We start from the raw sequence: 21,186 nt of genomic DNA on the forward strand, positions 1-21,186 counted from the left end.
ACTGATTTGGGAAATATTTGAATATCCCCTATAGATATTTGATAATTTATTTTTTTGTACTTTTGGAGGGTATCGTTAATGCATGCGGATATGGAAATCACAATCAAAATAGACAAGCGAAGCAAACAGGCAAAGGTATTTTATGAATACCTTAAAACACTTCCTTTTATAGAGCTTGAAGAACCTCGCTATAATAAAGATACTGAAAAAGCAATAAAAGAGGTCAAATCGGGTAAAGCGACCAAGATTTCTCTTGAGGATTTCAGAAAAGAACTTTATTCGTAATGTATCAGCTTGAACAGACAGGAAAGTTCAAAAAGGATATAAAACTTGCTAAAAAACGTGGTTTGGATATGCGACTTCTCGATGAAGTCGTCACTCATTTGGTTGAAAAAGGCTCACTTCCGCAAAAAAACAAACCTCACAAATTGACAGGTAATTATAAAGGATTCTGGGAATGCCATATCCAATCCGATTGGCTATTAGTTTGGGAACAGGATGAAGCCATAAGGCTCATCACGTTGACAAGAACAGGCACACATAGCGATTTATTTTGAGTCTACCCATTTCTTGACATTCCGCGTGCGGTGTCATGAATCCGCGACGCTTCGCTGGCGTCTCCTAGGTCTTGTCTATAATGGGCTAAAACTGGTTACGGTATATGAGATGATCTGTTTAAGTTTTTGTGTCATTGCGATTATCATTATGGTTCAACTTGCAGAGATATTAGGTTTGAGTGTTGCTGAGAAAAAAGAAGAAGTTCCGCTGTTCGCAGCTCAATTAGATGAGTTAGATCACCGTATGGCGCTTCACGCAGAAGGAGAAATGCCTTTTGTAAGTTGGAATGAGGTAAAGGCCGAATTACGGATCAGAAAGCAGTATCAGAGGGCGACATGTTGCGCTTCTTTCAGGATATGGGGGCCAATATAAGGGCTGAGTGACTGCGGGGTAACAAGCTCAACCCTGCGACCTAGTAAATCTTCAAGAAAAAAAGACAACTCCATAAAATGATCGTATGTTTTCATGTTGGGGTGAAACTCCACCAAAAAATCAACGTCGCTATCCGCATGGAAACGATCTGTCAAAAAAGACCCAAAAAGACTTAACTTAGATACGCCAAAGCGACGAATCTCATTTCGCTTCATCTGCAGCAATGACAGTATTGCTTCTTTACTCTGAACCACGCTTTCCATATAAGCAAACTTACTAAATAATTACCTCGCGTACAAATCAAAACGACACCGTTACGAATCCAGTTCGGCTGAATAACCACCTTAATCCCACCCTTTCTCCTACCCATTTCCTGCCATTTGCTATGCGGGGAATACGGTTCATCTAACCTGTATCTGTTAAATTGATAGCCACCAGACGGATACGGCATAGCTACCGCTTACATTACGGCAGGAGAATGGCGGGAGAAACTCAAAAGAAAGGCAGGAGAAAGCGGCCAGCGTATAAAAAACTTAAATTAATTGCCCCAGTGCTTCCCGGGCAAAGCCCACTAACTCGCCGGTACGCTGCTGTCGCACTTTGTGTACCCATTCCGGATCGGCCAAGATAGCACGGCCTACGGCTACCAGATCAAAATCACCCCGGTCATAGCGGCGCAGCAATTCATCCAGGCTGGCCGGGTTGGAAGACTCTCCCCGGAAGGCCGCCAGAAACTCACCGGACAGGCCAACGGAACCTACGGTAATGCTTGCACGCCCCGTAAGTTTCTTTGCCCAACCGGCAAAGTTGAGGTCAGTGCCTTCAAACTCGGGCTCCCAGAAGCGGCGCTGTGAACAGTGGAATATATCGACCCCGGCATCCGCTAATGCGGTAAGCCACTGCTCCATTTCCTGCGGGGTCTTAGCCAGTTTATTTCCATAGTTCGACCCTTTCCATTGCGATAAGCGGAGAATGATGGCGAAATCATCGCCTACTCGCTTGCGCACTTCCCGGATCACTTCAATGGCAAACCGACTCCGTTCCAATAGCGTCTTTCCGCCGTATCCGTCGGACCGGTTGTTGGTTACTTCCCAGAAAAACTGGTCGATAAGATACGTATGGGCACCATGGAGTTCCACACAGTCGAAACCCAGCGCCTTCGCATCGGCTGCCGCCTGACCGAATGCACGGATGGTATCTGCGATATCGGCTTCGCTCATGGCCTGTCCATTTTGAAAGTCCGCGCTTTTAAACGGAGAAGGGCCTTCAAACGGTGCCCCAGGTAGCCAACCCGACGCGTGGTTTTCCATGATGCCCATGTGCCAGATCTGGGGGCCCATGCTTCCGCCGGAAGCGTGCACCCCGTTGATAACTTTCTGCCAACCGGCTAAGGGCTGCTCACCATGGAAACGTGGGATATTGGCATCGTTGGACGAAGCGGGACGGTCGATGACCGTACCTTCGGACAGGATAAGACCTACCCCACCCTTCGCGCGGCGGGCGTAATAGGCAGCAACCTCATCGGTAGGTACTCCGCCTGGCGAAAACGAACGCGTCATCGGCGCCATGACGATACGATTTGGAATATGCAGGGATTTGAGAGTAAAAGGTTGAAAAAGTTGCTCTATATTCATCGCGTTTTAAACTAGTGATCAAAAATGAGCCGCAAAAATAAATTGGCTTTTTCCGAAATCCTAGCTGCTCCTTCGAAATCAACCTACTTTTACCGATAGATGACCGGGCATGTCATAACGGTGACAGAATGCATTCCAAATGTGCAAATGCGCGCTACTCCCTACCCCAATATTCTCTCCGCAAGCGCTCCACATCGCAGTCGCGGAAGTACTTTTTGCGGTGTGCGATCTTGGCCACCGTGATCTTGCCACGATGCTGGCAGCGCAACAGCGTGCTTTCGCTGATGCCTACGCGCTCCATGGTCTGCTCGGCGGTGAGGTATTCGGTTTCGGCTTCCAACTTATCGAGGATACGGTTAAGGATTTCCTGCTGATCCGCACGGATACGTTTAATATCGGGGTATAAGAGCACATAGGCACGGCAGCACGCACAATGCGGTAGCCGTCCCGTCTGTTGGGAATACGTTTTCATTAGTAAATGTTTTCTAGGCGGTCCCTGTTACTATTCAGGTAAATTATGGTTATCTAGTCGATCAAAGAAATCCGGATAGTTTTTCCGGTCGCCGGTAGGCAGTTGAATTCCGGGCAGCCCCGTCAGTGTCACCTTACCGTTGCTATATTCGTCAAGGTAGTCCATGTTAAGAATAAAACTCCGGTGCATACGCATAAACGAAGTACCATTAAAAATCTGTTCCAGTTCATAGAGTTTCTCTCGTCCGGGATTTCCGGAATAGGCGCCCGCGCGCTCATCATGTCTACCCGCCTTTTTCAATGTAAGCTTCCGGTCTATTTCCGCTGTCATTTTGCCGCTCAGGAAAAAACGGCTGCCATCTTTGTACGCTTCTACGTACACCAGTTCGTCAAAATCGACTTTCGTCCGCATGTGCTTCTTGGGCCCTTTCAGCATGAAATAATAATAATTACTTTCCTGCTGCTTTTTGCCATCCGTTGGCAATTCTATTGCCTTTTTCATCCGATCGATGCCTATGGCCAACCGTTCCAACCCCACGGGTTTCAACAAAAAATCCACCACACCCAGATCGAAGCCATCGGTTGCATACTCACGATGACCGGTACAGAGCAGCACTTTGATCTCCTTCGGCATCTGCAATATGAATGCCTTTCCATTTATCAGGGGCATTTCCATATCTAGCAATACGAAGTCCACGTGGTTTTTAGCCAGGTAATCCAACGCGCTTTTCGGGTCGGTAAAGGTGGCTTTCACCACCAGGTCTACGAACTGCGCAAGTAGTACCCTCATCCGGCTGATGGCCGCCTGGTCATCATCCACTACGATTAATGTCAATTTTCTTTTCATGATAAAATTTGTTTGTGTATGGTTATGGAATTAATAAGCAATGGTCAGTTGCGCGACAAAGTCCTTACCCTCTCGAAAGGTCTGTAAGCTTGCGCGTTGATCGTATTTAATTTGCAGCCGACGCCTGAGGTTGGCCAGCCCTACGCCATGCGATTCACCGTTGGGCTCCTCGCGTATCCGGTTTCGGCAGGAGAACCGCATCACCTTCCGCTCTAGGGTTAGGCACAGGCGGACCGGATTTGCCGGGTCATTCGTGACGCCGTATTTACATGCATTCTCCAAAAGGGTAATCAGGGCAGTGGGCGGGATGTTGTAACCTGCTATCTCTTCGGCCACCTCCCACTCTACGTATAGGGGACGGGCAGGTTGGCGGATCAGCTCCGTATACACCCGCAAAAAGCCCACTTCCCGGCGCAACGACACGACTACGTGTTCCTGTTCCTTTGCCTCCATGTGGTAAACCATCAGGGCGTGCATGTTTTCCATGGATGCTGCCAACCCTTCATGCGCAGTTCCGAGTTGGCCCTGCCAGGAACTCACCAGATTGGCCAAAAAGTGCGGAGATACCTGCTGGGAAAGCGATCGGTACTCCAGCTGCTGTTTTTCCAACTCGCTGTCCAGCAACTGCTGCAGCGCGTGAGCTTTTTGCTCCGCCTCCGCCTGTTTTGCCTGCGCATTCGCAATGCTTCGGCGCAACCAGAAATAGGCTACCGCAAATACGCTGTAATTGCTCAACAGCACGATCAGGGTTTGCAGAAATCCGGAAAAAGAATGCGCTTTCCATGCTTCAGCGGTCAGATCCAGCGACGTACCGGGCAATACGGCAAAAGTGATTAATGTGGCCAGCAGCGCGAAGATGAAATAGAACAGTGCCAAGTAAACAACCCCACGCCACGTAAACCGTTGTGCAAAATTCGCCCAAAGGATCCCGTATACGCTGTAAAAAATCAGCAAAAACCCCGGAACGTACACTACGAGCCAATACGCCGAAAAATTACTGTTATCGAGTTTGTTTATCCCATAGAAATACACGCTATACAACAGCCAAAACAAAACGTGATAGCCGTAAATACGCATTTTTTCAGGTTTCAATCCGTTCATGGGTCATGTGTTTGGTTACCAGAATTGGATATTGAAGCCGGTTAGTTGAAGGCTTACGAACCGCGTAAGTTAGCCATTTCTGAGCACATGCTGGCTATAAAACTCACATAATTTCCGGAACGCCCGGTCTGAAGCCGGGTATGCACCGTAGGTTTCGCGATGCAGCAGGAAGCGGTGACCGTGCACCGAAAACGGCAGAAATTGCTGCAGAAGTGTCCAATGATCTACCCCATCCCGATGCTGCAGATCATGGTGTACGTAAAACCAACCCTCCCATTGGGCCGGGCATTGATCGATCATCGTAGCCAGCCACCCGTAAAGGGTTTCCATGATCCTGCGCGTTGCGTCCAGTCGGGATCCTTCCGGAACACCCACCGGTGGCAGGCTCATCGGCTTCGGGTTGAGCTGTTCATCAAACAGCAGTGCCAATGGGTAGATGGGACACCGTGCCAAGAAAGCGAGCTCCGCTACCCCTGTCTTTACACGGAGTTTATGCGCCAGGAAATCGATCAACAGGTCCGTTCGTCCGTCGGCTGACTGTTTGTTTGCTACGCCCTCATTTCCATCCAGAAAAATGAGTACCCAATTTCCCCTGCCGATGGACCGGATCATCTTACGGATCACCATTGGGTCCTCTGCTTCCAGAATTTCGGCTGGGGGTTGTCCTTCGGCGCCGAATCGTAGCGACAGCTTCCGGTATGATTCACGTTCACGGGCGGCTATGTCTGCTGATACCAGGAGCGTGAGCGGGATACCACAACTGGCGAGCCATAGCGGCAATAATTTGTAGGCGCCGATATGGAATGTGGCAATCACTCCCGGTTCATTCCGGGTACCACTTATCGGTTTCACACTTCGCAGGCTCTTCAACGCGTTCTCATCTTTCCGCCTGTCGTGGGCCATTTTGTGGTAACGGCCGGTTTCGCTGAAGTAGGCGGGGTGATCGGATAACGATATCTTGGGAAGCAACTTGGAGAGGTTGGCACTGAAAAAAGTAAAAGCAGTAAGATTGGTTATCTGTGTATTCATAATTGGGTTAAAAAAGAGGTTAAAAAAAGATTCAAAAAGGCGGGTAGCGGTTGGACGCTACCCGCATGGTGTGGACTACGGGAATACCACGTCACACTTGGTTTTCGGCAAATGATATTGCTCGATCAACTCTGAAAAGGATATGGGTTGCTCTGCTATTGTTTCGAGCACATCCATCAACGATGTAATGTCCATACGATTGTCCTAAACAATGAAACCATCTGCCCAGACCCGGACCGGGCACTTCCGACTTCGTACTTGGCCAATGAAGCATTTATGATATCGCCATCGAATTTGGAAGAAAAATCGTTACCACGTCGTTTTGAAAGGTATAAAGCCGAATACTCGAGTCAAACACCTTTTTGACCCTGCCTCTAATTAGAAAGAAGCATTTCACCCGTAGCAAATGGCACTTCACCTGTTGGGATGACCGTTGTGCCAGGCCATTTTTTTCTTATATTTTTTATTATAAAATTGGCATTCAGTTACTTATAACCAAACATATGAAAAGACAACTCCTCAGCTACTGGGCCCGTTACTGCCCACTAGACACCTCACATCGCGAATGGCTTCACACGTTTACCCGGGTGATCGAATTGAAACGGAGTACACGGTTGTTTGAGCCGGATGACGACGGCCGCAATCAGGATTACCTGTACTTTATATGCGATGGCCTGCTGGCCACGGTGTGGTGGGACTTAGACGGCCATCGGCGTATCGACCGCTTGCTGCTACCAGATGACAATGTGCTAACCACGCGCAACCTGTATACGGACAAACACGTGTATTACTTTGTCGCGGCTTTGCGGCGCAGTACGGTTATCCGCATTCCGGCGGATGCGTTGCGGACCTATAAAGAATCGTGCCGCGAGGCAGACACTTTGGTGGATGTCATGGAGCAGAAGAAGCTGAAACAGTACCGAGCCAAGAACCGGTTGATGCTGATCAAAGACGAACGGGAACGGTATATCGAATTTGTAAGGGATGATTACATGAAACCGCTACGGCTTGTCACTTCGCAACAGGAGCAAGCAGATTATTTGAATATTTCGCGGGTAACGATTACGCGGGCAAACCGGGATATCTAAAATATCCATAAAACTTGCTTCTCCAGAAGCAGGTGTACCCTCCCCTTTTGACCGTCCTTTGTGATATGAACAAGCATAGAAAACATATCGCAAAAAGGCATATCACAAAAGGTTTGATTTTTATAGTCCGTTTAACTTTGGTAGTGCTGTGGGTTCCGGTAGCAGCGGACAAGCTGTGGGATCTGAAAGGATTCCACAGCGTCCTGCTGCGGCAGCCGATTCCCGATTGGTGGGCCGATATCTTGTTCTGGTTGTTGCCCTTGCTGGAACTGCTGGCCGCCGTCCTGATTGCCTGGCGGAATAACCGGCAACGCAATCACCAAGGGATGTGGCTTTCGGGTGTGCTGATGCTTGGCTTCACCCTCTTTATACTTTTTGGCGTACTGGGCTGGTACGAAAAGCGCCCCTGTGGCTGCGGGTCGGTTATCAGCGGCTTAAGCTGGGAGGACCATCTATGGTTCAATGTCGTCTTTTTCCTCCTTTCCATTCTCGGCATTTGGTTTACACGCGCCCGCACCGGGCGGCGGCATTCGTACCGGAAAGCTGTACGCCTTTTCTTCGCAAAACGTGCGGTTGGCATCCGTCGGTTTTATCGCTTGGTGATGCTCCGCCTGCGATTCCCTCGCAAGTTTGCCTTGTTCCGGCGTAGGGCCTAGTTTCTACTGTACTTTGTCTCCGCTCGTCACGAGGCGATAGGCGGAAGCACGTGACCGGAATCTCCACGTCAGTGACCGGAAGTTCATTCATTTGTTATTCATTTAAACATTTTTGGTACCCTTTTTTCGATGTGTTAGAAAAAAGTTCCTGTTATGGCTAGTAAAGCAATAACTTATATTAAGCAGTATTTTTTCATGTTGGCCTTGGTAGCCACATTTATTGGATTTTCGGCGTTTAAGTTTGCCGCGAACCAGACGTTTGAGGATGGCTGGTATTCGCTTTCTTATGTAAATGAAAGCGATCCAAACCCGAACCGACCAGAAAACCTGGCAATCGAGTCACACTTAGAGGAAGATCCGGAAGGTGATTGCGATGTGGAGAATCCTCAAGACATCGCGTGTGCCGCGTTTCTTGAATTCGATGGCACTTCTTCCATGCCAAGTACCTTGAAAGCCGCACAGGATGATGCGACGATTGAGGTTGGTGAAGATCTTGCTTGGAGCGAGGAAACTCCTTAATCTCCGATGTAGCAAGTAGCCAAGACACCTAAATTTCTTTTTCTTATTGAAATCGGAATTTAGGTGTCTTTTCATTGTAGTTAACAATTTCTTCAACGCGGATTCTGCTGTACTCCGCTTAAATCCACCTCGCTATTTGGGATTGGCCAGACGTATCTTAGCGAATTTGGTTCCAGTACATACCGGGCACCATCCACTTCTCTCACCAACGTTTTCGCAAATCGTTCCTCCCTATTTAATCGCCGTAAATCCTCCCACCTCACCCCTCTTAAAACCAACTCCTTCCGGCGTTCCTCAATAACCAGTTGTAAGACATCTATCTGGTCGTCATCCCCAATCGGAACGAAGTAATCCTTCTCATACCGATGTTTCCGCAAGGCGTTCAAATCGTCCATCGCTCCAGCCCGGTCACCTAACCGTGCCTTTGCTTCCGCGCGGATCAAGTAAATCTCATCGGTGGCAAGCCCGGTGAAAAACACGGCACTTCCCCGGTACGAACCTTTGAAAACTATCCTCCCAGAGTTTTCACGAAAATACACGGATTTACGAAGATCGTGGTCGTCATACCCGGCCAGCAATAGCGTATCGATGTTAATCCGCGATGTCGCCGTTATCTGGATATTCCGCATTGAACAAAAGAAAATGATCTCGGGGTTTTCCTCATATTCCCCCGCAAATGGGTAAGAGACACTCGCATCAACGCCGTTGAAGTCCACCAAATCGCTGGTTATCGCCAGGCATCGATCCGCATATGCCTCTGCCTGCGCATAGTCGCCCATCAACAAATACGTTTTGGCCAATAGTGCATACACGGCAGACTTTGAGGGTCGGTATTTCACCAATGGGATTTCGGGCAATAGTTGTTCAGCTTCTTCCAGATCGCCCACGATGCGTTGGTATACTTCCTCAACAGTCGCCCTGTGGGAATATAGCGTAAGGTCTGGTTCCAGTCGGATCGGCACCCCCAAATCCTTAGCGGCTGTATTATGGTCATACGGAGGTGCAAACAATTGCATCAGTTGGTAAAGGTTGAAAGCGCGGAAAAACAGGCCACTTCCCAGCACATTATTCCAAGCCGGGATCTCCGCCGCATTCTTTTCCACTTCCTTGATACCCGTTACGGCCATATTCGCATACAATATCCGGAAATAAGCTTCGTTCCAATCATCAATGTCCTGATTCTCGTAAACGTCGGCCGCCCATATGTAACCGTTCTTTTGGTAGGGATCGCGCAGCAGGCTCCAAATATTGTCTGCTAGGTAATATTCGTCGCCACCGATTACGCCCAGCTCATGGCTGGTGTTAGTCGTCATGATACTGACGTAATCCAGTATTGCTTGATAATCCTGTATCGTGGCCGGGATGACCTGTTTACTATCGCGCTTCACATCCAGAAACTCCTTACCGCAGGAAGCCAGGGCCATGCAACACGCCAGCATACTATATTTTAAGTAATACATCGTTTTATGTTTTAGTTGACAAATGTTAAAAGTCCAGTTGCAGGCCAATCGCATAGGTACTGGATGGCGGATATTCTGCATTGACATAATCGGGATCAATCCCGGATTTGTTTGCCCGCCAAAGAATGCCCAGGTTATTTCCGTACACGTACAACCGTACATTGCGGACGGGAAGACGGTCCCATTGTGCGCGGCCGATGCTGTAACTCACGTTGATATCCTGTAAACGGATGTGCGCTCCTTTGGTAACAAGTACTTCGGAATTCTGGTACATGAAACTCCTGTTGTTATGCGGTACGGAGGCGTAAGCCGGCACATCCGTATGCTTTTCATCGCCCGGTTTCTGCCAGCGTTTGAAGTAATCCATGTGGTAAGTTTGGGCGCTTATGTATTCATTACCCGGCGCCATGGAATTCCGTCTGAACACATGGCCGGCTTTCCACAATACATTGGCGCTTACTTCAAATCCCTTCCATGAGAAGGTATTGCGCAAGGCGCCGTGGTAAGGAGGTACCGTAACCCCGCCGACCAATAAGCGATCTATTCCAAAGCCCTGCACAAAAGCATCGTAGTCCGTTCCAACAACCCCATCCACTTCCACCAGCGGCATGCCGGTTCCGTGGTCAAGGCCGATCCACGGATACGCATATAGGACATCCCGCGAACGACCAATCACTGGAGGCGGATTCGACAGGTAGTTCGAAACATTCTCAGTTTCCCGCACATTGAAATGAGTAATCTTGTTTACCACCCAACTACCCCAGGTGGTTACGTTCCATTTAAATGCTTGTTGCAATATGCCTACTGATAGTTGGACATCCAACCCCCTTGATTCCATATTGGCATAGTTGATCCGGTTCGGGATCGGGCTTGTCAACCGGTAAAAGCTTCCTGTACTTGGCGCCAGATAATCCTCCCCGATCAGATCACTGGCTTTTTTTACGTAATATTCCAGGCTTCCGGAAATCCGGTTCCGAGCGAAACCGAAGTCAAGCCCGGTATTGAGCGTATTGACCTGCTCCCAGCGCAGGGATGGATTACCTGCACTCCTGATCAGCCCCCGCTGCAGCTGCGTGCGTGACTCCAACGAATATGAAACCACGGGAAAAGCGCTTACCTGCTTGTTCACGTTTCCTGCGCTGCCATAGGTAGCCCTCAACTTCAACCGGGAGAAAATATCCTTAGGGAAAAACCGTTCATCGGCAATGTTCCAACCCGCACCGACAGACCACAGTGGCACACCTTTTTGATTCGCCTTTACCCCAAAGAGGTTGCTGCCATCCCACCGCAAGCTACCCGTTAGCGTGTATCTATCCCTATAGGTATACGATGCGTTACCAAAATAGGATAAGTAGCGATCGATATACTTTAACCGTGAATCATCGGGTGCTGGTATGCGTGAGCTGCCTTCCGGCCTCACCGGGTAATTGGTCAGGTAATCGAACGTATTCGTGCCCGTCAGGAAATCGGGATCGAAATTATATAATCTAAAGCCTGGGGCACGTTCCTGAATTTGTCCTCTTATTTCCGCGCCTGCCAATGCCACGATCCGGTGGTTTCCTTCCAGCAACCGCTCGTAGTTGAGTTGCAGACGACCCGACTGCGAAGTGTTCATCTGCGTCGCATTCATGTCATAGATACCATTATAGGGAATCACCTGTTCGCCATCCGGACCGGTAAACCGATTGACCAGATCGCGCACGTAGTACGTTTGGGGTGCATGGTAATTTTCCGAACCGCTTCTACCCTGCCGGAACTGGTAGGAAACATGCAGGTTGAATGATTTCAGAAAACTATAACGCAAGCCACCATTCATCCGGAATTCCTGGCCGTAGCTTTTGCTATCCCGCAGATTTATTTCATCCAGCGGACGGAACCCCCAATCGAGCAGTCCCTGGTTTTCCGCATCCTGCTGGTACGCCCACCGGAGCGCGTACGGAATGGAAAGCGGGGTACCCCCGGCATCCGCCAGCCGCGTATAGGGCGATACGGAATTGCCTACCGACTGGCTCAGATCGTTCAGCGAAAGTCCATTGGTGTGTCGGCGTTGATTGGTGTACCATACACCACCGGTAATCTCAAGATTTTCAACAGGCCGGAAGGTATTCTGCATATTCAGTGCCAGCCGATCTCCACCATTTCCTTTGAGCAGCCCTTGATACCCATCGTGACCAGCCGACATATAATACCGGTAGGTATCGCTGCCGCCGGAAATATTTACCGAAGACTGGCGGGTGATCTCCGACTGATACAGGAAGTCCAACGCCTCCCGCCGGACATCGGTATTCCTGAGCATCGTCTCTTGCTCCGCAAGCGCCGCGTCACTCAGCAAGCCATCCCTGTTCTGGATCAGCAACTCCACGTAATACGGCAGTACCGTCCGGGGATTCTCCTCGTACGTATCCCGGTGGAACAACTCCTTTTCGATGTCCATCACGGTTGTCGAAGGCAATCGGTTCTGGTTGTAATGCAGGTCGGGCTTCGTGCCTATGTTCCAATTGCTGTTCAGCGATATTTTAGCACGCTGGCCAAACCTTCCCTGCTTAGTGGTTACCACAATGACCCCATTACCTGCCCGGGCGCCCCAAATACTGGCCGCAGCAGCATCCCGCAACACGGTTATGCTCTCTACGTCGTTCGGGCTGATGCTGTTGATGTCCCCTTCGTACGGAAAACCGTCTACCACGATCAGCGGTGCTGATTCGGACTCCAGCGTAACCAATCCCCTTACCCGTAGCTCTGGCCCACCATCTTGCTCTCCGGTTACCGATCGTCTGTCAAACTGCAACCCCGGAACCACACCTTCCAGCCTGCTGATGATGTCCATGCTTACACTCCGGTTCAGCAATGCGTTGTCTACATGAGCAAACGAACCCGTAGCCCGATCAAGCGGCACGTTGTAATAGCCGGTACTTACTTCCACCACATCCAGCAGATTATCCTGCCTGCTCATCTGGATATGGAGGGACGCCGTTTGCCCATTAACCGCAATCCGCTGCGTTGTGTATCCCACATGGGTTACAACCAACGTATCTGTCCCGGTTATCCGGAAAGTAAACGCACCATCCGCCCTGCTGCTAAAGGAGCGGCCTGTTGACACCAAATGCATCGAAGCTTCGGCCAGCGGAACCCCGTCATCGGCCGATATGACCTTCCCACGCACCGTAACCTGTCCATAAACGTAAACACATTGCGTAATCACACATAACGCCACTAACAAGCATCTCATCGGGCACCTCCTTCGTCAATACCCGACTGTGCCGTATAGATAAACGGCGCAGATGAATCATATTGCACCCGCTCACCGTTCAGCAGTTTTCTCAGCTTTTCGGTATCGTGCCCCTTGTCCGTTGGTGTGGCATAAAGTAGCCCTTTATAGATCATGACCACCCCGCCGACTTGATAGCGATTAAAGAAGTGCCGATTGATGATGTTATAATTCTCCCCCAACAGTGTGGGCAATAACCATCCCCTTTTCTGGATAAAAGGCAATGCCTTTTCGGCAAAATCCATGTGTACGGTCAATACGGCAAGCCCATCCGGAAACTCTTTTTGGATCACTTCCCATTTGTCAACCGATTGAATGCACGGTTTGCACCAGGTAGCCCAAAAATCAAGCACCAACAATTCCGTGTTTTGATACTCCCTAAGGGTGATCACACTTCTACCCTGCGGGTGATTGACCACCGAAACGGGCAAGTCCCATAAGTAATCGGGAATGCTATCACCTATGATCAGCGGTGTTACCCGAGACAAATCCCGCTCCAATCGGATTCTACTGCTTTCTAACTGACCTTCTTGGAAGGATACCTGCTGGGTTTCATATCCCGAATAGCTAACCAACAACAGCCCGTCGGTTTGGCCTAATGTGATTTCAAATGTGCCGTCCTTTCCTGTAAATGTCAAGTTATCGGTACCACCGATCCGGATGGCTGCGCCCTCGATTGGACGACTGGTTGTTGAAGTCAAAACCGTTCCCGTTAGGATATCACCCGTAGCAACAGGCCCCGACAGAACGTCGGGTGCCTGCGCACGGGCTTCCAAACACATGATCGTTAGAAACAGTGTTACCATCAATCCCAAAGCGAGGCCCAGCCCGTTACGGGCTGGAACCATCGCATGGGTCCAAACACATGATTCTTCAAAATTTCTTCGACGGGTGTTCGACTGTTGTTCGAGACTTGTTCGACAATCCTTCGGGAACGCTTCGAGACTTGTTCGACGGGGCTTCGAGAACCCTTCGACAACGCTTCGGGAAAATACCGAAGCGCAGCCGAGCAAGGGTAGAACAATTGTCCCACTATATTTGAACCAACCCCGAGTGGTTGACGAGCACGCGTTCCATCCCATTCCATGTCCTTCCATATATGCCTTTCTCCCGCTATGTAGCCGCTTGCTATTCGCTAAAGTGCCGCTTTTTGGGTTTTTTACCGAAGTATATGCGGGACACACGGGGATAGGACCCGAAGGAAGGGTAAGGGAAGGTGGGCTGGGGCACGGCGCTGGCCGGGAGTTCTCACGGCTAACTTTCGTATGCCGGGGTACTTCCATATGGGCTTCAACCTTAGACGTACCTGTACCTGAAAGGCTTTGCATTTTGGCCGGATCATCCTGCTGTGTTCGTGCTGTTCGCTTCGTGGCTCGCTGCTTAAAAACAGCATGCTGACATCCAAGCGACAGCTTGGACATACCCTGCCGTGGCGCAGCAGACTGGAAGCGGTCCCAAAGCAGTCGGGTTTCCTGATATACATGGCGGTTGATAAAGGCACGCAGCCTCAGTAAAGGCCAAAGCATGGCCATTAAGTGTAAATCTTGCTTCATTCTATTGTTTGATTTAAGTGAAAGAAAGTGTTTTCAGTCCAGTACTCTCACCGAGGTCAAACAGGGCTGCGTATGATATTTTTGTGGAGATTCGTCGTAGTAACTTCCCACGGCTTGGATAGTAAACAACCATCATCCCTCCTATCCTTGATAGCTTGGGCGGGTTTAGACGCGATGGCTTTTTTTGTTGGTTTCATTGGCTTTCGTTGTCAAATTGAATCCGAAAACCGCAGCATTTAGGTGTGAAATAAAAAAGGCCACCCTTAACGCTTGTTCTGCCGAGAAGGCGTAGGACAGCCACCGTCAGAGACGGCCGAACACAGAACAAGCAGGGTGACCTTAGTCTTATGACTATACAAAGATAGCATAAGATGTAAGGTCTTTCCTACTTCTCGCGTTCGAATGTCCTACTTTTCTCCGCAAGATTTTCGGAATTTTCCAAAATATTTGACATATAAGTTATGTCAAATATTACAAGAAATAAACTTATGTATACACTTACATTATATATATCTAGTAAAACATAAAATATAAAGATAAAATTGATTTAAACTTCAATTCAAAGGTATAAAAATAATCATAATTACCAAAATAAAAACAGGATTTATAAGTCCTGTATTTTTTCTGAAAATCAGGCGTAATTTGATTATGCCCAACACCGACGCAATTAAGCCCAATTCCGTGGAGAATATTGAGTTCAAAAAATTTCTCATTGAGCTTGGAACTTTTATTCGCTCCAGGAGGAAAGCGATTGGCTACAATAGCGCCACGACCTTTGCCAACTCTATAGACATGGATCCTGACCAACTTCGCAAATACGAACGAGGCGAAATCCCCATGACTTTAAAGACCCTAAACAAAATCCTTAAAGGCCTAAGAACACCCGCAGAGCGCTTATTGAAACAGCTAGCAGACTTTGAAGAAACCACAGCATCCAACAAGAATCAACCGTTAACAGAAGAAGCCGCATCACATGTGAGACTACAAGTGGAAGCCGTCAATGGACATGATGTAGTAAGCAAACTAAGACCAGAAGACGTTCAACGCATTGGACGAATTTTAATTGCCGCGTTTAATTTAGTAAGTAAGAATGAAGTGGTGAAAAAGGTTGGCCTTTCCTCCAAGAGTAAAAATTTCAATGCAGTTTTTAGCATCGCATTGAATAACGAATGGATTGCAATGCTTTATCCCGAATCACCTAAGCGGCATGACCAAAAATATTACACGACCGAGGCCGGAAAGAAAGTTTTAAGGCTAGCTGATGAATCGAAATAAACTCAAACTTTGCCATCCTACACGGCAGACATTACGTATGCGCAATCAAAACTACTACCAAGTCCCCGCCATTGGGGGGATTGTTGTTGAAGTATCGCAATACTAACCCGAACCTCAACCATTCGCTACGCTCAAGATTTACGGCATTATGAATCGTCCATCCGCGAATGGACGGCCCCGGAATCGCAACACCGGGGTTATTTTTATACCTATTGAATCAACGCGTTTAATGCCGGATCGATTAATGAGAGTAACCATAAAATAAAAAATCCCTGCTTCTGTCGAAACAGGGACCGCCCCAATGGGGTTAGGGGCTATCAACCTAAACCTATCACGAATATAGGTATTGCAGTTTAAGCATGCAAGCAATTTGTTGACAAAGTCGTTCTGGTTTCGGAATTGTCGCCACGAAAAAACTTTCTTTCCTAATTTGATAAACTAATATTTTTAGTATTATATTTGTGCTTGTATGCCCGACATAGGAGGAAAAACAGAAACGATACCCAAGGCCATAAAAAGAATGCTGCTTGACGCCTGGAATAAACAGCAGTGGATTTACGACCAGCTTGACAATGCATGGTATACGCCTGAGGAATTTAAGACCAAGTGGAAGCTGTTGGTTACTGACCACAATTTGAACCGCTTCGTAGCCCGATCCCCCGAGTTTGGCATTGCGGAATCATTGGAAAACTCGCGCCGCGCGCTGGAGCGTGCGGAGGAGTTGCACAAAAAGTTGCAGGGGTATTATGAGGTGGAGTTGAGGAGGAAGCATTAGTCGGGTTGTTACTGAGTCTAATACGTCATCTACTGAGTCTAATACGTCATCGTCGACAGCTAATCAAATTTAAGATAGAATTAGGCTATGTTACATTGTCTGCATAATTTTCGTTATTATTACCCAAGAATTAAACATTTAACAATGAAGAATTTTGACACAAGGACGTATAGTATTTCAGATTTCATTGAATGGAATAACAACGGGTTACTTGAATTATCGCCAGATTTTCAAAGGAGGTCTGTTTGGACAGAAAAAGCAAAATCATATTTAATTGATACTATAATAAGAAGTAAGCCGATTCCCAAAATTTTAATTACGCAAAATTTACAAGGCGCAAAAAATGTTCGTGTTGTGGTAGACGGGCAGCAACGACTCAGGACAATTTTGAGTTTTTACAACGGTGATTTTAAAATAAGTCGAGTACACCACCCTGAATTCGGAGGAAGGACCTATGATGATCTACCAGAGACTATTAAGAACGAATTTCTTAAATATGAGTTGGGTGTAGATGTGTTATTTGATTTACCTTACGAAGATATCTTAGACATATTTGCGAGAATAAATTCATATACCGTAAAGTTACAACCCCAAGAAATTCTAAATGCGAGGTATGTTGGGTATTTTAAACAAGCAGTATTTCAATATGGATTAAAATACGTCAACTATTTTATAGAATCAGAGGTGTTAACGAAAGCGAAAGTAACGAGAATGGCAGAAGCTGAATTAACAGGTGATCTGTTTGTTGCTTTAATCGATACTGTCCGTACAAATAAAGGTGTTGAAAACTATTATAAAAGATATGAGGAAGAAGAGGGTAACCTTCCGGACGCATGCAGAAAATTCGACACTATAATGACGTATTTAGGGACAATCTATCCCCCACAAGAACTGGCGAACACCAATTGGAAAAGGCCCCAATTATTTTATACGCTCTTTGTTAGTCTAGGCCATTTATTATTTAGAATTAACGGATTAAATCAAGATAATCTAGTTAGTATTAATGAAAAAAGTATTGGCAAATTAAGAACAATTTTGGATGAAGTCTCTTCTAAATACGATTTTTATACCGAGGAGAAGGAAATCGATGTCCCTTCAGACTACAAGGAATTTATTGAATACACAAGAAGAGGAACAACTGATACCGCCGCAAGGGTTTCTAGATCTAATTTTCTATGTCAAAAGCTTAAAAACAACTTGGAATCGTAATGAGTAAGAAAAGGGTCAAAATTGCAGCTGTTTATAATGATCTAGTCCGTGAGCTTAACGGATTAAAAAAATTGGACACCCTCAACCAAACTAATTTTCAAGAAAGTAAAATAAGTAAAAAGCAACTGCATGTGCTGACAGAGTTTATTTTTTTTAACGCTTTTATTGCGTATGAAAATTTCATTAGAGACACTTTTCTGTTATATACACTAGAAAAAAAGAACAGTAGAAACGATATTGTAACATCATACTTAAAGCCAAAAGATTTTTTTCATGCTGAAAAGCTTATTCAGTCCTCCATGACTGTTATCGATTGGAATAGCCCTGACACAATCATTGAACGGGCAGAACTTTATTTAAAAGATGGGTTTCCTATTAAAGCATATTATATTTCGACAAAATCAAAACTCACCTCCTATAGATTACTCCGTAATCATATCGCACATAAGTCTTCTAAGTCACTAGATGGATATAAGAAAGTATTAAGGCAATATTATGGCATTATTCCGCTTCAGACACCAACGATTGGAGAATATTTATTATTGACTTCGAAGACGGATAGGACAAAATATCATTTATTAGAAATTTTCGAATTCTTTGAGATCCTGTCAAGTAGCATCAAGTAATGTTATAAGCCACTATTAAGGTTCAGAGTTTTCGGTTACACTCTCTCAAAAAAAGGAGACACATCATGATTTGCCATATACTCCTCAATTTGTTGCACTTCATCAGTCGGCACCCATTGAATAGGCCGGTAATTTTTTAGGCTTTCCCAGATATCGTGATGATCTTTTAGTTTTTTGGAAGGCTCGTCACCTACGAAGAAAAATTTGGCATCTTTCTCCTGTCGCCTAATGGTATCAACTAGAAAAAGGTGTGCTCGGATCTGAAGTTTAAGTGCATGGAGGGCTTTGCCGAAATCACTCATCTCCCCTACTACCTTTACATCATTCCTGCCGATAAATGATACTTTCGACGGAACGATTAGACCTGCAACATCGTTTTCGGTAAGTTCGACATCAAAGTTGACACGATCGCCGATCGACTTTACTAACCGTTGCTTTGCATGAGCAACAGGGTCCTGCCCGGATTGTTGCTGCCCGGTTAAAGCGAACACGAATTTTTCGAACAGCTTATCGAATGTATGCTCATCAAGCGCCATATTCAGCGGCACAGGTTTGGAGAAAGTAAGCAGATTGTTTGCATATACCGAAAGATATTCCAAATAGCTCTCGCTTAAAAATCGTTGGCCCTTATGTCCTTTGAGCAGATCAGACTGGCATGATGTAGCAAGTTGCTCGATAGCTCGTAAATTTGATTTAATGAGCTGATATCCTCCTTCGGGCAGTAAATCCTTAATAACATTCAGCTTATCGGCGGCATAGGCAAAATGACATTGGACACCATCAGCCATAAATAGGCCAATAGTGATGCGTTCATCCTGATTCGGACGAATACTGCAATACAAGATGGAATAAAACGTCTTCATCATGCTCCTTTTGTTAGCGGTGCAACCAATTCCCTGAAGTTGGCCTTGGTATCATTCAACCAAGCGTTGTTTTCGATAACCGCTTCGCGGATTTGCTGTTCCAATTGCTGTTTATTGAGGCACCACTCGTTAGGCATCCCTGCAACAATATCGGGCAACATATTACCACAATTTAATACAAAGGTAGGAAAGTTATCCAAAATCGCATTGGCCTCATCGGCTATTTTCTTTGGATTATACAACAAAACATGCGCCAAATCAGCATATAAAATACTGTCTTCCGGCGTGAGCTGAGCCAGCTCCTGCCCTAATCGGCACCCATCGAAAACGTCGGAATGGTCTATTGGGATAATCTGAAATCGATCTTCGATAGACTGCACCAATAGGTTGTAGTTGTTTGCGCTCCTATCGGTATTGGCTAGCCATAAATCGAACAAAGCGATCTTTAATAATGCACGTCTGCTCTGATACTTGCCGAGTTCGTGATAATTGCCCTTAAGACCGACAAACATATTTGTAACATCTACCGTTTCTTTCTGATAACGCAGGCCAAAGGTTGGCTTACCAAAATGGTGCGGTTGTGTCCGGTTTGAAATTATTTCAGGATTAATATGCTCCGGTAGTATGTTTACTAACGCTCCCGGCAGGTGGGGTATTCCCCAAGCATCAAGAAAACAGAGTGAACAATATTCATTAATCAATTTACCATTAGAGTCGTACTTACAAATGTATTCCTCAAAGTCATCTGCCATCACAACAACAGGTCTGCTTCCTCCGGTTTCTATGGCTCGGTTAATGGGTGATATGGATACTTTGGATGGCAGCAAAAGGTAAAAGCAGTTAGTTGAGGTAAAGATATGAATTTCAATGGAAAGAGAAAAAATTGAGGACCAACGGGCAATTGTGGTCCTCAGGAAAAATCAGAGAATGTGGCGTGCTTCCGCCGGATTTTCTTTCACAAAAGTAGCTACTGTGTTGCGGTGAACACCTAAAAGACGCCCAATAGCGCTATAAGAAATTTTTTTGTTGAGAAAGGTTTTGATTTCGGCTTCCCTGCCGGTAAGTTTTAAGTTCTTGGATTTACTACCTAGTGGCCTACCCAGTTTTTGCCCCTCTGCCTTTCTACGTGCGAGCGCTTCCTTAGTTCGTTGAGAAATCAGATTCCGCTCTATTTCCGCCGAGAGTCCAAAGGCAAACGCCAATACTTTGGAGTTGATGTTGTTACCCAATTCATAATTCTCTTTGACGGTATATACCATGATTTCCCGCTCCATGCAATCGTGCAAAATCTTCATAATCTGCATGAGGTTTCGTCCTAGCCTAGACAATTCGGATACAATTAGTGTGTCTCCTTTCTGCATACGGTTTAGCAATCCACCAAACTTCCTGACTTCAATTTTTTTTGTGGCACTAATGGTTTCTTCGATCCACTCATCAATTGCAAGCTGCCGCTCAACTGCAAATTTCTGAATTTCAAAATGTTGGTTCTCTGTTGTTTGCTTGTCCGTGCTTACTCGGATGTAGCCATAAATCATAGCTTTGAATTTTAATGTGTTAAAAAATTAGACAGTTATTGATTGAATGAGAATGATAACATTTTAAATCGGACAAAACAATCACGAATTTGACGAGCGTTTTTATTCAGCAGCACGCAACAATCCAAAAGGGCTTTTCGAAAGATACTGGTTGGGTCATTTTAAACGACGTCGAAGCGCGTATTAAGGAAAAAATAGAACGTATTGGCGTCCCACTTAAGGAGTGGGACGTACAAATCAACTATGGTATCAAAACAGGCTTTAATGAGGCGTTCATTATAGATGCTGATACCCGTAAAGAACTCCTTAAAAAATGTCCAAAAGCCGACGAAATTATTCGTCCGATT

23 protein-coding genes are annotated in these 21,186 nt (G+C 46.5%); 11 read left to right on the top strand and 12 right to left on the bottom strand.

All coding sequences use genetic code 11. The features are described 5' to 3' along the window. Nucleotides 1-90 precede the first annotated feature (90 nt). The 3 genes from BMZ56_RS24995 (at nt 91) to BMZ56_RS26220 (ending at nt 930) form a co-directional block, all read left to right on the top strand. A complete protein-coding gene (locus tag BMZ56_RS24995) occupies nt 91-285 on the top strand; it encodes a hypothetical protein (RefSeq protein WP_143073028.1) in 195 nt (64 codons plus the stop codon). Beyond that, nucleotides 285-557 carry a type II toxin-antitoxin system YafQ family toxin gene (locus BMZ56_RS25000; protein WP_090632539.1) on the top strand — a complete coding sequence of 91 codons (273 nt, stop codon included), beginning with the start codon at nt 285-287 and terminating at the stop codon, nt 555-557. The genes BMZ56_RS24995 and BMZ56_RS25000 overlap by 1 nt, the downstream gene beginning before the upstream one ends. Before the next feature lie 148 nt (nt 558-705). Then, a complete protein-coding gene (locus tag BMZ56_RS26220; RefSeq protein WP_177195304.1) occupies nt 706-930 on the top strand; it encodes an addiction module protein in 225 nt (74 codons plus the stop codon). Here the strand turns inward: BMZ56_RS26220 and BMZ56_RS25010 are convergent. The 6 genes from BMZ56_RS25010 to BMZ56_RS25035 form a co-directional block, all read right to left on the bottom strand. Beyond that, entirely contained in the window at nt 882-1,193 is a 312-nt protein-coding gene (locus tag BMZ56_RS25010) for a nucleotidyltransferase family protein (protein WP_090632545.1), read from the bottom strand. The two genes, BMZ56_RS26220 and BMZ56_RS25010, sit on opposite strands and share 49 nt — an antisense overlap. A gap of 270 nt (nt 1,194-1,463) precedes the next feature. After that, the gene (locus BMZ56_RS25015; protein ID WP_090632546.1) at nt 1,464-2,564 is read right to left on the bottom strand and encodes an NADH:flavin oxidoreductase; all 1,101 of its coding nucleotides are present in this window, start codon (nt 2,562-2,564) and stop codon (nt 1,464-1,466) included. A gap of 154 nt (nt 2,565-2,718) precedes the next feature. Next, nucleotides 2,719-3,036, bottom strand: a complete 318-nt coding sequence (locus BMZ56_RS25020) for a restriction endonuclease subunit S domain-containing protein (RefSeq protein WP_090632549.1) — start codon at nt 3,034-3,036, stop codon at nt 2,719-2,721. 30 nt (nt 3,037-3,066) lie between these two features. Further along, nucleotides 3,067-3,882, bottom strand: coding sequence for a LytR/AlgR family response regulator transcription factor (locus BMZ56_RS25025; protein ID WP_090632550.1), 816 nt, complete (start codon nt 3,880-3,882; stop codon nt 3,067-3,069). A 30-nt stretch (nt 3,883-3,912) separates the two neighbouring features. Continuing rightward, nucleotides 3,913-4,983, bottom strand: a complete 1,071-nt coding sequence (locus tag BMZ56_RS25030) for a sensor histidine kinase (RefSeq protein WP_090632553.1) — start codon at nt 4,981-4,983, stop codon at nt 3,913-3,915. A 69-nt stretch (nt 4,984-5,052) separates the two neighbouring features. Beyond that, nucleotides 5,053-6,012, bottom strand: a complete 960-nt coding sequence (locus BMZ56_RS25035) for an LpxL/LpxP family acyltransferase (RefSeq protein WP_090632555.1) — start codon at nt 6,010-6,012, stop codon at nt 5,053-5,055. Nucleotides 6,013-6,515: 503 nt separating this feature from the next. Between BMZ56_RS25035 and BMZ56_RS25040 the strand changes: the two genes are divergently transcribed. From BMZ56_RS25040 to BMZ56_RS25050, 3 genes are all read left to right on the top strand, one after another. Continuing rightward, entirely contained in the window at nt 6,516-7,100 is a 585-nt protein-coding gene (locus tag BMZ56_RS25040; protein ID WP_143073030.1) for a Crp/Fnr family transcriptional regulator, read from the top strand. A gap of 113 nt (nt 7,101-7,213) precedes the next feature. Further along, the gene (locus BMZ56_RS25045) at nt 7,214-7,756 is read left to right on the top strand and encodes a MauE/DoxX family redox-associated membrane protein (RefSeq protein ID WP_143073031.1); all 543 of its coding nucleotides are present in this window, start codon (nt 7,214-7,216) and stop codon (nt 7,754-7,756) included. Between the two features lie 153 nt (nt 7,757-7,909). After that, a complete protein-coding gene (locus BMZ56_RS25050) occupies nt 7,910-8,275 on the top strand; it encodes a hypothetical protein (protein WP_090632562.1) in 366 nt (121 codons plus the stop codon). 92 nt (nt 8,276-8,367) lie between these two features. Here BMZ56_RS25050 and BMZ56_RS25055 read toward each other — a convergent pair whose 3' ends face one another. From BMZ56_RS25055 to BMZ56_RS25065, 3 genes are read right to left on the bottom strand one after another with little or no spacing between them, the layout of a single operon-like run. Beyond that, the gene (locus tag BMZ56_RS25055) at nt 8,368-9,735 is read right to left on the bottom strand and encodes a RagB/SusD family nutrient uptake outer membrane protein (RefSeq protein ID WP_177195306.1); all 1,368 of its coding nucleotides are present in this window, start codon (nt 9,733-9,735) and stop codon (nt 8,368-8,370) included. Between the two features lie 25 nt (nt 9,736-9,760). Next, the gene (locus tag BMZ56_RS25060; protein ID WP_090632566.1) at nt 9,761-12,964 is read right to left on the bottom strand and encodes a SusC/RagA family TonB-linked outer membrane protein; all 3,204 of its coding nucleotides are present in this window, start codon (nt 12,962-12,964) and stop codon (nt 9,761-9,763) included. After that, nucleotides 12,961-14,556: a carboxypeptidase-like regulatory domain-containing protein gene (locus BMZ56_RS25065; RefSeq protein WP_090632568.1), complete on the bottom strand. Its 1,596-nt coding sequence runs from the start codon at nt 14,554-14,556 to the stop codon at nt 12,961-12,963. Before BMZ56_RS25065 ends, BMZ56_RS25060 begins: the two co-directional genes overlap by 4 nt. A gap of 681 nt (nt 14,557-15,237) precedes the next feature. Between BMZ56_RS25065 and BMZ56_RS25070 the strand changes: the two genes are divergently transcribed. The 4 genes from BMZ56_RS25070 (at nt 15,238) to BMZ56_RS25085 (ending at nt 18,441) form a co-directional block, all read left to right on the top strand. Then, entirely contained in the window at nt 15,238-15,831 is a 594-nt protein-coding gene (locus tag BMZ56_RS25070; protein ID WP_146088626.1) for a helix-turn-helix domain-containing protein, read from the top strand. A gap of 469 nt (nt 15,832-16,300) precedes the next feature. Beyond that, nucleotides 16,301-16,606: a hypothetical protein gene (locus tag BMZ56_RS25075; protein ID WP_090632573.1), complete on the top strand. Its 306-nt coding sequence runs from the start codon at nt 16,301-16,303 to the stop codon at nt 16,604-16,606. Between the two features lie 144 nt (nt 16,607-16,750). Beyond that, a complete protein-coding gene (locus BMZ56_RS25080) occupies nt 16,751-17,815 on the top strand; it encodes a DUF262 domain-containing protein (RefSeq protein WP_090632574.1) in 1,065 nt (354 codons plus the stop codon). Next, entirely contained in the window at nt 17,815-18,441 is a 627-nt protein-coding gene (locus tag BMZ56_RS25085; protein ID WP_090632577.1) for a hypothetical protein, read from the top strand. Before BMZ56_RS25080 ends, BMZ56_RS25085 begins: the two co-directional genes overlap by 1 nt. A 35-nt stretch (nt 18,442-18,476) precedes the next feature. On the opposite strand, the gene BMZ56_RS25090 is transcribed toward BMZ56_RS25085, so the two are convergent. The 3 genes from BMZ56_RS25090 to BMZ56_RS25100 form a co-directional block, all read right to left on the bottom strand. After that, nucleotides 18,477-19,307 carry a glycosyltransferase family protein gene (locus BMZ56_RS25090; RefSeq protein ID WP_090632580.1) on the bottom strand — a complete coding sequence of 277 codons (831 nt, stop codon included), beginning with the start codon at nt 19,305-19,307 and terminating at the stop codon, nt 18,477-18,479. Further along, complete coding sequence (locus BMZ56_RS25095) at nt 19,304-20,131, bottom strand: HipA family kinase (RefSeq protein ID WP_090632581.1); 828 nt, start codon at nt 20,129-20,131, stop codon at nt 19,304-19,306. Before BMZ56_RS25095 ends, BMZ56_RS25090 begins: the two co-directional genes overlap by 4 nt. A 93-nt stretch (nt 20,132-20,224) precedes the next feature. Further along, a complete protein-coding gene (locus BMZ56_RS25100; protein WP_090632584.1) occupies nt 20,225-20,839 on the bottom strand; it encodes a master DNA invertase Mpi family serine-type recombinase in 615 nt (204 codons plus the stop codon). 89 nt (nt 20,840-20,928) lie between these two features. Here BMZ56_RS25100 and BMZ56_RS25105 point away from each other — a divergent pair. Then, nucleotides 20,929-21,186, top strand: a 258-nt coding sequence (locus BMZ56_RS25105) for a hypothetical protein (RefSeq protein WP_218146667.1), incomplete at its 3' end; no start/stop codon positions are given.

The sequence above is a fragment of the Parapedobacter indicus genome (genome assembly GCF_900113765.1).
GTDB lineage: Bacteria > Bacteroidota > Bacteroidia > Sphingobacteriales > Sphingobacteriaceae > Parapedobacter > Parapedobacter indicus.